Genomic DNA, 12,918 nt, shown 5'->3' on the forward strand with positions numbered 1-12,918 from the left:
GGACGTCAATGGTTCTTTTACCATACACGAGCAAAGCGATTTCCTCATTCTTGTGGCGTCGCCCGACCGGACTGAACGCTTCTGCCCTTGTGGCCGGGGCCGGGCATTGATATAGTGCGCCCCGCTCGATGACGGCACGAATCGACATCGAGCGAGCGATGCTTCGGCATCCTGCTGTGGTGGCCCCGTCGGTCCTCCCGCAACGCTAGACCGCAAACCCCGCCAGGCCCGGAAGGGAGCAACGGTAGTGGTGGACGCGTGTGCCGGGATGTGGCTGTCGGGGCCGCCTCCATTTCTGGACGTGTCATCGATTCAAGGGCGCTTCTCGCTACCGGCTGCGTTTATCGCCACCGGCTTGGTCGACAGCATGATTCGGTGCGGCAACCCCTCCTGCTTGTGCCTGCTTGTGATAGTAAAATCCGCCAGGGGTTATTGCAGCTCGCTATCATCCGCTGCGTTTGCTCATGGCGCGTCGGGCGATGCGTTTCCTGCCATCCTGTAACGAGGGCGGCAAAGGCCCAGGAGACTGACGTTCGTTGTATGCTCCTATTGGCCACGGTGGGGAAGCACGCTAAGGTGCAAATGTGTAGGCACGGTTTTTCAACTCCACAAAAAAGAGGGAACACCATGATGCGGCGTCCAATCCTCTCCGCGGTACTGTGCTCCATGCTGATGGCCGGGGTGGCTCAGGCCGAGACCGTCAACCTTGGCATCACCCAGATCGTCGAGCACCCGGCGCTGGACGCCAGTCGCCAGGGGGCCTTGGACGAGCTGGCCGAGCGCGGTTATGTCGAGGGGGAGAATCTCGAGATCGACTTCCAGAACGCCCAGGGTAATCCCACCATCGCCGCCCAGATCGCCCGCAAGTTCGCCGGCGACCGCCCCGACCTGGTGCTGGCGATCAGCACCCCTTCGGCCCAGGCCGCGGCCTCGGCGCTGCAGGACGACATCCCCATCGTCTTTACCGCGGTCACCGACCCGCTGCTGGCCAAGCTGGTGAACGACATGGACGCGCCCGGCGGCCATATCACTGGCGTGGTCGACGCGCCGCCGCTGCAGGCGCAGCTGCAGCTGATCCGCGATATGTTCCCCGAGGCCGAGCGTCTCGGCATCCTCTATAACCCCGGCGAGGCGAACTCCGTCTCCCAGGCCGAGAAGCTCCAGGCGATGGCCCCCGAGCTCGGCTTCGAGCTGGTCGAGGTGACCGCCTCGCGCACCTCCGAGGTGATGGGCGCGGCGCGCAGCCTGGCCGGTCGCGTGGACGCCATCTATGTGCCGGTGGACAACACTGTGGTCTCCGCCCTGGAGAGCGTGCTCAAGGTGAGTTACGACGCCGACATCCCGGTGTTCACCGGCGACAACTCCTCGGTGGAGCGCGGCGCCCTGGCCTCCCTGGGCTTCAGCTACTACGACATGGGCCGCCAGACCGGCGCGATGATGGCCCGCATCCTGGGCGGCGAGAAGGCCGGCGATCTGCCGGTGGGCACCGTGGAGAAGCTGGAGCTGATCCTCAACCGCGGCGCCGCCGATCAGATCGGCTACGGGATCCCGGCCGAGTTCGAAGAGCAGGCGGTCGAGATCTTCGACTGAGGCATGTCACCGGGGAGGGGCGACTCTCCCCGTTATGGAAAGCATTCATGAGTCTTATCGCGTTTCTCGGGGCCATCGAGCTTGGCCTCATCTTCGGTTTTGTCGCCCTCGGCGTCTATCTCTCCTTCCGCGTCCTCGACTTCCCCGACCTCACCGTCGATGGCAGCTTCCCGCTGGGTGCCGCCGTGGCGGCGGTATGGATCGTGGGCGGCGGCAACCCCTGGGTGGGCACGGCCCTGGCCGTGATCGCCGGTGGCATGGCCGGCATCGTCACCGCCTGGATGGCGGTGAAGCTCAAGATCCTCAACCTGCTGGCGTCGATCCTGTCGATGATCGCGCTCTACTCCATCAACCTGCGGGTGATGGGGCGGCCCAACATCGCCCTGCTCACCGAGAGCACCATCTTCACCCCGCTGGAGACGCTGCCGCTGAGCCGCTACATCGTCTATCCGCTGGCGATCCTGGCGTGGCTCGCCGTGGTGACCGTGCTGCTCAACCGTTTCCTCACCAGCGAGGTGGGCCTGGCGATGCGCGCCACCGGCGAGAACCCGCGCATGGCCTCAGGCAACGGCATCAACACCTCGGTGATGGTGCTGGCCGGCATGGCCCTCTCCAACGCCCTGGTGGCGCTGGGCGGTGCGCTGTTCGCCCAGAGCCAGGGCAGCGCCGACGTGACCATGGGCGTGGGTACCATCGTGGTGGGGCTGGCGGCGGTGATCGGCGGCCAGTCGCTGATTCCCGGGCGCACCATCCTGGTGGCCACCCTGGCCTGCATCTTCGGTTCCATTCTCTATCGCCTGATGGTGGCGGTGGCCCTCAATGCCGACTTCATCGGCCTGCAGGCCCAGGACCTCAACCTGGTCACCGCGCTGCTGGTCGGTTTCGCCCTGGTGCTGCCGCGGTTCAAACGCAGGAGGCGCGCCGCATGATCGAGCTCCACGACATCCACGTCACCTTCAACCCCGGCACGCCGCTGGAGAACCATGTCCTCAAGGGGATCGACCTGACCATCGACGAGGGCGAGTTCGTCACCGTGATCGGCGGCAACGGCGCCGGCAAGTCGACCCTGCTCAACGTGCTGGCCGGCGAGATCATCGCCCAGCCCGGACGGGTGTTGATCGGCGGCCGCGATGTCACCCGCCTGCCCGCCTTCCGGCGCTCCGACCTGGTGGCGCGGGTCTACCAGGACCCGCTGGCCGGTACCTGCGGCACCCTCACCCTCGAGGAGAACATGGCCCTGGCTTTCGCCCGCGGGCGACGTCGGCGCCTGGGGCGGGCGCTGGACGGCGCGCTGCGCCGCCGCCTGCGCGACAACCTGGCCAGGCTGGGGCTGGGGCTGGAGGATCGCCTCGACGACAGCATCGGCCTGCTCTCCGGCGGCCAGCGCCAGGCGGTCAGCCTGCTGATGGCGGCGCTGCAGCCCATGGAGATCCTGCTCCTCGATGAGCACACTGCGGCGCTGGATCCGCGCATCGCCAGTTTCGTGCTGGAGCTCTCCGCCGACATCATCCGCGAGCAGCGCCTCACCGCCCTGATGGTGACCCACAGCATGCGTCAGGCGCTAGATGTTGGGCACCGCACCATCATGATGGACCAGGGCGAGGTGGCTTTCGACGTCAGGGGCGAGCAGCGCGCCGGCCTCGACGTGCCGGACCTGCTCAAGCTCTTCGAGCGCGCCCGGGGCGGGCAGGTCGACGACGACTCGCTGCTGCTGGGCTGAGCAGACACGCCATGCGTAGCGTTCACTCCGAGACCACCAAGGCCCGGCGCACCCGGGCGGTGCTCGACGGCGGCCAGCTGGTGATATCCTGGGAGTGCCCGGAGCGGGTCGACATGCTACTGGCTGGCTTGCGCAGGGCGCCCCGGCCGCTAGAATGATCGGTTCCAGGCAGGCATCGGGTTTGGTCATGCACGACCCTCGCCTTCCCCTGAAGTCCGTTCTGTGACGCCTGTCGCGCGGCATACTGCTCAGCGACGACGAGGGGTGCTGTTCTCGTTCCCCATATCAAGAGCGGTGCCGCCCACGGGCACTTTCCAGCATGTTACCGGGAGCGAACCAGCATGAACGCGAGCCGTATCCTCGAACAGATCATGAAGCAGGCCGGCGGTGGTCGGCAGGGCAACGGCCAATCGGGTAGCGGCCTGGATGTCCAGGGGATGATCGATAGCCTCTCCTCGCAGCTCGGCGGTGGCGGCGCCCGAGAGACTGGAAAGAGAAAAGGGGACGGTGTCGATGTGAAGAGCCTGCTCGGCGGCGGCGCCCTGGGGCTGCTGGTCGGCTCGAAGCGTGGTCGCAAGCTGGGTGGCAAGGCCCTCAAGTATGGTGCCATTGCCGGCGTCGGTGCGCTGGCCTGGAAGGCCTGGCAGAACTCGCGCAGCGATGCTCAGGCCGATACTGCCCGGGAGGGCCATGCCATTGAGCAGTTGGGGGGCAAGGCGCAGGATCAGCGCAGCCTGGAGCTGCTGCAGGCGGTGATCATGGCGGCGCGGGCCGATGGCCACATCGACGACCGCGAGCGTGCCCTGATCAGTGAGCAGATCGATGACCTGGGCGCGGATGCCGAGCTGCACGACTGGGTGCAGCGCCAGCTCGAGGCGCCGCTGGACGCCGAGGGGCTGGCCCGGCATGCGGACTCGCCCCAGGCCGCCCGCGAGATGTACCTGATCAGCGTGGCAGTGGCCGACGACCAGAATCCCATGGAGCGGGCCTGGCTCGACCAGCTGGGCGGCGCGCTGGGCCTGGATGAAGGCGTGAGGCAGGAAATTGAACGCCAGGCGCTGGGGGCTTGAAGTAGACCCACACACAGCAAGGGCGCAGAAGTTGCCTCATGCGCCCACGCCGTATGGTCACCGACGGCATGCACCAGGCGCTTGATGGTCAGCATCGTTCCACTCAAGCCTGTGCCCCCAGGTGCTTGCGCAGGAAGTGTTGGGTGCGTTCCTGGTCGGGATGGCTGAACAGGTGATCGGGGGTGTTGGCCTCGACCACCACGCCACCATCCATGAACATCGCCCAGTCGGAAACGTCGCGAGCGAAGGTCATCTCGTGGGTGACGATCAGCATGGTCATATGCTCCTCGGCCAGCCCCTTCATGACGAGGTTTACCTCCTCGACCAGTTCGGGGTCGAGCGCCGAGGTGGCCTCGTCGAAGAGCATGACTTTGGGCCGCATGGCCAGCGCCCGGGCGATGGCCACCCGCTGTTTCTGGCCCCCGGAGAGCGCACTCGGGTAGGCCTGTGCCTTGTCCGCCAGGCCCACGCGCTCAAGCAGCTCCATACCCAGCTCCCGAGCCTCATTGGCGCTCATTCCCTTGAGCTTCCTGGGCGCCAACGTCACGTTTTCCAGTGTCGAAAGGTGGGGAAACAGATTGAAGTGCTGGAACACCATGCCCATGTTCTGGCGGATATGGTTGATGTGCTTCTCGTAGGCAAGGCCCTTCAGGTCGGGCCGATTGACCTGAACGCCATCCAGCATGATGCTGCCCTCGTCGATCACTTCCAGGTTGTTGACAGAGCGCAGCAGGGTGCTCTTGCCCGAGCCTGATGGGCCGATGATGGAGATGATCTTGCCGCGATCTACGCTGAGGTCGATGCCCTTGAGCACTTCCAGGTCACCGAAGCGTTTCTTGATCCCCTTGAGTTCGACCATCGGGGTCTCTGTTGTCTGTGTCATGTGACGTCCTCGTTAGCTGCGATAGGCGGCACGACGCTCGATCCACGTCTGGCCGGCTTCCATCATCAGATTGATCAGGTAGTAGATGACGGCGATGGTGATGTAGAACTCGAAGGGGCGGAAGGTCACGCTGATGGCGTACTGCGAGGCATATACCATCTCGCCGATGCCGATGGCCGACAGCACCGAGATATCCTTGACCATGATGATCATGTTGTTGCTCAGCTGGGGCAGGGCACGATAGAAGGCTTGGGGAAGAATGATGTAGAGGAGCGTCCTGATGTGGCCGAAACCCAGCGAGCGAGATGCCTCGTACTGGCCGCTCGAGACTGACTTGATGGTAGCGATGAAGATATCGGCGTTATAGGCCATGTAGTGAAAGCCCAGGCCCAGAACCCCCACCACGATCGCCGGTATGAGTATCCACTCACCAATCCCGAAATAAAGGAAATACAGTTGCAGCAGCAGCGGTGTGGTCATGAACAGCCAGATGAAGAAGCGTAGCGGCCAGTTCACCATCTTGCGGGTATACAGCGTGATGACTGCCACGATCTGGCCGCCGATTATCGACATGACAGCGACTGCCAGGCCGATCAGCAGGGTGACGCCGACGCCCTGGAGCAGGGTGGGCCAGTAGTCAATGACGGGACTGAAGTCGAATTCCATGGGGCTATCCTGGTTGTTGTGGCCCGGCAAGGCGCCCGGCAAGTGTTACAGGAAGGTGTAGCGCGTGGCCCGGCGGTAGAGGAACTCCACGATGCCCATGACCGCATAGATGATGACGATGTACATCAGGGCGCTGAGCGTGAAGACTTCCAGGGGCTTGTAGGTGGAGCCGATCAGCCGCTGGGCCTGATAGGTCAGCTCGACCACCGAGATGATCGATACCAGCGAGGAGTTCTTGACCAGGATGATGGCCAGCACCCCGACCGAGCGGATCATCAGGGGGGCCGCCTGGGGCAGGATGATGTGCTGCAGGGTTGCCAGGCGACCGAAGCCCAGCGATCTCGATGCCTCGTTCTGGCCACTGTCCACTGACTCGATGGCGCCGCGCATGGCTTCGCTCATGTAGGCCCCGATGTTGAAGGCGCCGACCACTACACCGCAGGTGAAGGGGTCCAGGCGCAGGCCGATGGCGGGCCCGCCGTAGAAGATCAGCAGCAGCTGCACGAAATAGGGCGTGCCGCGCACCACGCTGATATAGGCGCGGGCCAGCCAGCGAACGGGCGGGATTCGCGAGGTGCGCAGTGCCACCAGTGCCGAGGCGATAAAGAAACCGAAAAACAGGGCGCGCGCGGAAATGTCGACGGTGACCCAGGCCGCCTTCACCAACAGCGGCGCGATCTCGATCATCAGATTGATGTCCATGATCCCTTCTATCTTGTTGTCGTGTTGTCAGGAAGGTGCGGGGACAGCAGGGCGCAAGCCCTGCTGTGTCGATTCCATCAGTTGAATTCGACCCCCGGGCCGATCCATCTATCGACGATCTCCTGGTAGGTGCCATCCGTCCGGATCTCGGCCAGCGCCGTGTTGAGCGCCTCCTTGAGCTGCGGAGAGCCTTTCTGGACGGCGATGGCGGCCGGGAAGCGGGGCAGCTCGCCCACATCGACCTGCTTGATGGGCAGGTCCTTCTCGTTGAGTGCCACGTAGACGGGGATGTCATCGGCCACCATGACATCGATGCGCCCGGTGGTGAGGGCATTGAGCATGTCGGGCAGCCCCTGGAAGGTCTGGTTGCGCCACCTTCCCTCGGCTTTCTCGGTAGCCCACTGATTGCCGGTCTCGCCGAGTGTCGAGCCCACTCGCTTGCCTTCGAAGTCAGCGATGCTCGAGACGTCATCGGTCTCTTCCCGCACCCAGATGGAGAGTCCCGAGCGATAGTAGGAGTTGGTAAAGTCGACGGCCTTTCGGCGCTCTTCGGTGGCACTCATGCTGCAGATACAGGCATCGAAGCGACCGCCGGCCAGGGCGGCGACGATGCCGTTCCAGGGCGAGGTCTGGATGTTGACTTCGACGCCCATCTTGTCGGCCAGGGCCTCGGCGATGTCCACGTCGAATCCGACGAGGTTGCCTTGCGTATCCACGAAGCTGAAGGGAGGATAGGCGCCGGAATTGGCGACCTGGAAGACGTCGTCCTGGATCTCGGCAAGATCCCGGGCCTGGGCCGGCAAGCTGACCACGGAAAGGGCGCCCAGCAGCGCCAGGGCGCCGACGAAGGGACGGTAGAATGATGATTTGTCGATTTTCATATCAATGCCTGCTCGTTGTTGAAGTTGTGTTGTGGAGCTTCGAACTCTCGTCGTTGGTGGTGCCACCTCCCGGTCGTTAATGAACGTTACAGTTTGAAACTAGCAAGCTTTGTCTGTGGCTGTCACATCCGCTCGAGCAGCAGGGCGATGCCCTGGCCGCCGCCGATGCAGGCGGCGGCACAGCCGAAGCGTCCCTGTCGGTGCTGCAGGGTGCGCGCCAGGGTGCCGGCCAGCCGGATGCCGGTGGCGCCCAGGGGATGGCCCAGCGCGAGCGCCCCGCCGAAGACGTTGACGCGCTCGGGGTCGAGGCCCAGCGAATCCATGGCGTAGAGCGGCACGACGCTGAAGGCCTCGTTGATCTCCCAGGCATCGATATCGTCGACTCGTAGGCCGGTAGCGGTCAGCGCTCGCTCGATGGCCTTGGCTGCCCCGGCACCCATACGCTCCGGCATCACGCCGCAGTCCACCACCTCGACGACCCTGGCCAGGGGTGTGAGGCCGTGCCGACCCATGGCGGATTCGCTCATCACCAGGGCCGCGCCAGCCCCGGAGGTCAACGGTGAGCTGTTGCCGGCGGTGACCTGGCCGCCCTCGACGAACGCCGGGTCGAGACCGGCCAGGCGTTCGAGGGTGGTGTCGGGGCGGATGTTGGCGTCGCGTTCAACGACTTCGCCGGCCGGGTTAGTCAGCGCCAGCCGCTCGCCGTCGAACCATCCGGCCTGCTCGGCCTGGGCGGCCCGCTGATGGGAGCGCAGGGCGAAGGCATCCATGGCCTCCCGGGAGATGCCGCTCTCCCGGGCCAGCCGTTCGGCGGTCAGGCCCATGTTCATGGCCACGCCGAGGTCGAGTCCCTCGGCCTTCTGCAGGGTCTCCGGCACCGTCAGGATGCCTTCCTGGAACAGGCTTGGGCCCATCGGCACTCTCGACATGTTCTCGAAGCCGCCTGCCAGCCCGGCCTGGATGGTGCCGGCCTGGACCTCGCGGACCGTGCCGCGCAGGGCCGCCAGGCTTGAACCGCACTGCTGGTCGATCTGGCGCGAGGCACAGCCCAGGCCCAGCCGGGAGAGCCACTGGGGATAGCGCCCGCCGAAGCTCCACTGCTCCTTGACGGGTAGCGCACAGCCGACGCTCAGATCCTCGATGGCGTCACCTTCGAGGTTGCTGCGGGTCAGCAGGGCATCGATGACCAGGCCCAGCAGGGCATCGCCGCGCTGTCCCGACCAGGCGTCGACCTCTGGCTTGCGGGGGTGAGCGCGGGTGAAGGCAGTGCGGGCATAGTCGACCAGATAGGCATCGCTCATGCGTCGTTCCTCCCGGTGTCCGCCAGGCGAGCCCAGCGATGAATGAACAGCGCGTAGGTGGTCAGCACCCGGCGGATGGAATCGATCTCGACGCACTCGTCGACCCCATGGATGCGCTGGGCGACCGGGCCATAGCAGGTACCGTTGATGCCACCCGACACCTGGAAGGCACGTAGATCGGTGGTGCAGGTCGAGAGGTAGTGGGCGGGCGGCTCGCCGACCAGATCCTCGTGACAGCGCGCCAGCAGGCGGATCTCCGGCGTCTCCAGGTCGACCAGGTGGCCCTCGGAGCGAAAGCCGTGGAACGCCACCTGGGGTGCCGGGCTGCCGTCGTCGAGTTCGGCATGGCGGCCGATGACGACCTGGCGAACGCGCGCCATGATCTCGTCCGCGGTCATGCCCGGCGGGAAGCCGACCCGCCCCTCGAGGACGGCATGGGCCGGCACGCTGGAGGCCCAGTTCCCGCCTTCGATCCGGCCGATGCTCAGGTTGAAGGGATGATCCAGGGCGTCATACGGCGCCGGGCGGGGCAGGGCATTGATCTCCTCCTCCAGTGCCTTGAAGGCCGGCAGGTAGCCCTGCAGCGTTTCGATGGCGTTGCTGCCGGCGCGGGTGTCCAGCACGTGGGCCGGTACGCCCTCGATACGCAGGCGGAACCACAGCACGCCGACCTGCCCACTGTAGATTCGGGCACCGAAGGGCTCGGGAATCAGCACAAAGTCGCCGTGGTAGCCCTGGTGGAGACAGGCCAGGGCGCCGTTGCCGGTGCACTCCTCCTCGATCACCGTCTGCAGCGTCAGCGGGAAGTCGATCGCCACGCCGGCCTCGCGCACGGCCTGCACCGCCATGACCATGGCGGCGATGCCGGCCTTCATGTCGCCGGCGCCGCGGCCATAGAGCCAGCCGTCTTGCTCCCAGGGCTCCCACGGGGGCCGCGTCCACATGGCGGTGGGCTCGGCGGGCACCACGTCCAGGTGCCCGTTGAGCACCAGGTGGGGGTGGTCGGCCCCGGGGTTGAGGCGCGAGACCAGGTTGTAGCGGCCCGCGCTCGACCACTCGGTCGGCGCCCGGTGGGGATGGTCGGCGAAGTCCGGGGCATCCAGGGGGACGCGCTCCGTCGACAGGTCCAGGCGCTCGAACCAGCCTTCCATGGTGGTCAGGGCGTCCTGTTCCTGACCCAGCACGCTGTAGCCGCGGACCAGGTCCCGGGTCAGCGCCAGGGTGTCGTCCATGAGCGCCTCGCAGGCGGCGACGATGCGCTTCTCGGTGGCATCCAGCATCAGAATCTCCCCAGTCGCTGTTCGTCGATGATCAGTTCGGCCTCGGTGGCGGCGCGCAATGCCGCCACCTCCAGCCCCTCGGCGATATCGATCACCTCGAGCCCGGCATCGGTCACTTCCATCACGGCCTTGTCGGTGATGATCCGCGACACGCAGCGCGGCGCCGTCAGCGGTAGCCGGCATTGCCGGAGGATCTTGGGATTGCCGTGCTTGTCGTTGTGCGAGCAGAGCACCACCAGCCGATCGACCTTCTGAGCCAGCTCCATGGCCCCGCCGATGCCCGGGGAGAACTTGCCGGGAATCTTCCAGTTGGCCAGGTTGCCCAACTGGTCGACCTCGAAGGCGCCCATGAAGGTGATGTCCACCCGGCTGCGCCGGATCATGGCGAAGGAGAGGGCGCTGTCGAACACGCTGGCCCCTGGCCGGGTGCCGATATAGGCCCCTCCCGAGTCGATCATCTCGAGGTCGGCTTCGCTGCCCGGGGCCAGGGGCTGGCAGCCCAGCACGCCGTTCTCCGAGTGGATCAGGACCTCCATCTCCGTGGGCAGGTAATGAAACAGCCGGGTGGGCAGGCCGATGCCGAGGTTGACGATCTGGCCGGAGACCACCTCACGGGCGGCGCGGGCGAGAATCCTGTCCTGATCAGACGGCATGGACACTCCTCCCCTGTTCACTGCTGGCGGTAGCCACTTGCACGACCTGGTTGATGAAGGCGCAGGGGGTGTGGATGGCTTCCGGCACCAGGCTGCCGGGGGCCTGGACCTTGAAGGCCTGGGCGATGGTCCTGTCGGCCGCCATGGCCATCAGCGGATTGAAGTTGATGGCGGTGCCGCGGTAGACGAGATTGCCGTAGGCATCGGCCAGGTCGGCATGAACCAGGGCGACGTCGGCGCGGATGGCCGGTTCAATCGCCCAGGTCTGGCCGTCACACTCGATCTCGCGGCGCTTTCCTGCGATCTCGGTGCCCAGGCCGATGTCGGTGAGAAAGCCGTAGTGGCCGGCACCGGCACAGCGGATCTTCTCGGCGAGCAGCCCCTGGGGGTGCATCTCCACGGCCAGCCGCCCCTGGTTCATCTCCTCGATGGCAATCCGGTTGAGACCAATATGCGAGGTGATCAGCCGCTCGACGCGGCCGGCGCGGATCAGCCGTCCGATGCCGATGTCGGGTTCATTGGCGTCGTTCTTGATCAGCGTCAGGCGCCTCTGGCCCTGGGCCAGCAGCTCGTCGAGCAGGGCGAACGGGGTGCCCGGTGAGCCGAAGCCGCCGACCATGATCGAGGCGCCATCCGGGATGGTGGCGATGGCCGTCTCGATTGCCGTGAGTTTCTGGTTGAGCAGGGTCATGGAGTATCAGCCTGTGATGCCGTTGGCGGTGGAAGTGGCGAGCTTCACGAGCAGTGGCGACACGACCTCCTTGTCGAGGCGGTCCAACGCGATCCCGAGTCGTTCGAGCAGCAGCTCGGTCTCGCTTTCGCTGATGGTGAAGGGCGGACTGACCAGGAAGTGGTCGCCGGCCAGGCCGTTGAGGGACCGGCGTGGGTAGATCAGCAGGCCTTCCTCCTTGGCCAGGGCCGTGATGCGGGCGAAGAGGTTGGCCTCGGCGGGGAAGGGCAGCTTCGCCACGGGGTCCATGACCAGTTCGACGCCCCACAGAAGGCCAAGGCCGCGCACGTCGCCGATCCAGGGGTGGCGCCCCTGCAGGACATTCAGACCCTGCTGCAGCTGCCGGCCCCGCGCAGCGACGTTGTCCAGGAGGTGCTCGCGCTGGATGGCGCGGAGGGCCGCCAGGGCGGTCGCGCAGGCCAGCGGGTTGCCGGCATAGGTGTGGCCGTGCTGGAAGCCGCCGCTGGCCATGACCGTGTCGACGATATCCTCGCGGGCGAGCAGCGCCCCCACCGGATAGTAGCCGGCCCCCAGCCCCTTGGCAGTGGTGAGCAGGTCCGGGGTCACGCCCCACTGCTGGTAGGCGAACCAGGTTCCCGTTCGGCCGACGCCACTCAGAACCTCATCGAAGATCAGCAGGCAGCCGAACTCGTCGCACAAGCGACGAATCCCTTCCAGGTAGGCCTTGTCGACCAGTCGCGCCCCGGTGCTGGCCCCACCCACCGGCTCGAGCACGATGGCGATGAGGGTATCGCCGCCGGCTGCCTCGATCGCCGCGCGCGTGTCGTCGAGGACGCGGCGGATGTGGGCGTCACGATCACCGTCCTTCTGGCGATAGAAATCCGGCCCCGGCACCTTGATGGAGCTGGAAGTGATGGCGGTGAACGGGGCCTCGAGGGGCTGGTAGCCGGTGACACCCAGCGCGCCCAGGGTGCTGCCGTGATAGGAGGGACGCAGCGATACGAAGTGGCGGCGCCGGGATTCGCCTCGGGCAACGAAGTACTGGCGGGCCAGCTTGAGGGCCGATTCCACCGCCTCCGAGCCGCTGGAGACGAAGAAGACCTTCTCCAGCATGCCGTCTGTCATGTTGACCAGCGCATGGGCCAGTGCCACGGCCGGGGCATTCTCGAACTGGGTGCGGTAGGTGAAGGCGACCCGGTCAAGCTGGGCCAGCATGGCGTCCCGGATGTCCTCACGGCCATGGCCGAGGTTGCAGGAGATGGCGCCCGAGCAGCCATCGAGGTACTCCTTGCCATGATGGTCCCACAGGAAGACGCCACGCCCGTGGCTGATTTCCGGCAGCGGGGGCCCGGCCTGGTAGAACAGGGGAGAAACCGTCATCTTGTCGATCCGTTGTCGTTGTGTAAGTCGGATAACCTCAGTCTAGGTAGCATCGACAAGATATTTCAATATATGATGTTTTTATCGAATACGATGAGTTT

Annotated in this window: 14 protein-coding genes and 1 other RNA gene; 6 read left to right on the plus strand and 9 right to left on the minus strand. The window is 65.7% G+C overall.

The features are described from left to right. Positions 1-186 precede the first annotated feature (186 nt). The 6 genes from ffs (at position 187) to OP498_RS09035 (ending at position 4,380) form a co-directional block, all read left to right on the plus strand. An RNA gene (gene ffs / locus OP498_RS09010) (signal recognition particle sRNA small type) lies at positions 187-283 on the plus strand. A gap of 344 nt (positions 284-627) precedes the next feature. After that, positions 628-1,590: an ABC transporter substrate-binding protein gene (locus tag OP498_RS09015; protein ID WP_280553286.1), complete on the plus strand. Its 963-nt coding sequence runs from the start codon at positions 628-630 to the stop codon at positions 1,588-1,590. A 47-nt stretch (positions 1,591-1,637) separates the two neighbouring features. Next, a complete protein-coding gene (locus OP498_RS09020) occupies positions 1,638-2,519 on the plus strand; it encodes an ABC transporter permease (protein ID WP_280547642.1) in 882 nt (293 codons plus the stop codon). Beyond that, complete coding sequence (locus tag OP498_RS09025) at positions 2,516-3,310, plus strand: ATP-binding cassette domain-containing protein (RefSeq protein WP_280547643.1); 795 nt, start codon at positions 2,516-2,518, stop codon at positions 3,308-3,310. Before OP498_RS09020 ends, OP498_RS09025 begins: the two co-directional genes overlap by 4 nt. 11 nt (positions 3,311-3,321) lie before the next feature. Beyond that, positions 3,322-3,468 carry a hypothetical protein gene (locus OP498_RS09030; protein WP_280553287.1) on the plus strand — a complete coding sequence of 49 codons (147 nt, stop codon included), beginning with the start codon at positions 3,322-3,324 and terminating at the stop codon, positions 3,466-3,468. A 183-nt stretch (positions 3,469-3,651) separates the two neighbouring features. Further along, positions 3,652-4,380, plus strand: coding sequence for a tellurite resistance TerB family protein (locus OP498_RS09035; protein ID WP_280553288.1), 729 nt, complete (start codon positions 3,652-3,654; stop codon positions 4,378-4,380). Between the two features lie 103 nt (positions 4,381-4,483). On the opposite strand, the gene OP498_RS09040 is transcribed toward OP498_RS09035, so the two are convergent. The 9 genes from OP498_RS09040 to OP498_RS09080 form a co-directional block, all read right to left on the minus strand. Beyond that, entirely contained in the window at positions 4,484-5,239 is a 756-nt protein-coding gene (locus OP498_RS09040) for an amino acid ABC transporter ATP-binding protein (protein WP_280547670.1), read from the minus strand. 36 nt (positions 5,240-5,275) lie between these two features. Then, positions 5,276-5,929 carry an amino acid ABC transporter permease gene (locus OP498_RS09045; RefSeq protein WP_280547646.1) on the minus strand — a complete coding sequence of 218 codons (654 nt, stop codon included), beginning with the start codon at positions 5,927-5,929 and terminating at the stop codon, positions 5,276-5,278. A 45-nt stretch (positions 5,930-5,974) separates the two neighbouring features. Then, complete coding sequence (locus OP498_RS09050; RefSeq protein ID WP_280547647.1) at positions 5,975-6,631, minus strand: amino acid ABC transporter permease; 657 nt, start codon at positions 6,629-6,631, stop codon at positions 5,975-5,977. Positions 6,632-6,708: 77 nt separating this feature from the next. Further along, positions 6,709-7,512 carry a transporter substrate-binding domain-containing protein gene (locus tag OP498_RS09055; protein ID WP_280547648.1) on the minus strand — a complete coding sequence of 268 codons (804 nt, stop codon included), beginning with the start codon at positions 7,510-7,512 and terminating at the stop codon, positions 6,709-6,711. 122 nt (positions 7,513-7,634) lie between these two features. After that, positions 7,635-8,813, minus strand: coding sequence for an acetyl-CoA C-acyltransferase (locus OP498_RS09060; protein WP_280547649.1), 1,179 nt, complete (start codon positions 8,811-8,813; stop codon positions 7,635-7,637). Continuing rightward, a complete protein-coding gene (locus tag OP498_RS09065) occupies positions 8,810-10,093 on the minus strand; it encodes an ArgE/DapE family deacylase (protein ID WP_280547650.1) in 1,284 nt (427 codons plus the stop codon). The genes OP498_RS09060 and OP498_RS09065 overlap by 4 nt, the downstream gene beginning before the upstream one ends. Further along, positions 10,093-10,746, minus strand: a complete 654-nt coding sequence (locus OP498_RS09070; protein WP_280547651.1) for a 3-oxoacid CoA-transferase subunit B — start codon at positions 10,744-10,746, stop codon at positions 10,093-10,095. Before OP498_RS09070 ends, OP498_RS09065 begins: the two co-directional genes overlap by 1 nt. Continuing rightward, positions 10,736-11,437, minus strand: a complete 702-nt coding sequence (locus OP498_RS09075; RefSeq protein WP_280547652.1) for a CoA transferase subunit A — start codon at positions 11,435-11,437, stop codon at positions 10,736-10,738. The genes OP498_RS09070 and OP498_RS09075 overlap by 11 nt, the downstream gene beginning before the upstream one ends. 6 nt (positions 11,438-11,443) lie before the next feature. After that, on the minus strand, positions 11,444-12,817 hold the full coding sequence (locus OP498_RS09080) for an aspartate aminotransferase family protein (protein ID WP_280547653.1): 1,374 nt from the start codon (positions 12,815-12,817) through the stop codon (positions 11,444-11,446). Positions 12,818-12,918 lie beyond the last annotated feature (101 nt).

The organism is Halomonas sp. 25-S5 (assembly GCF_029889845.1).
Taxonomy (GTDB): domain Bacteria; phylum Pseudomonadota; class Gammaproteobacteria; order Pseudomonadales; family Halomonadaceae; genus Halomonas.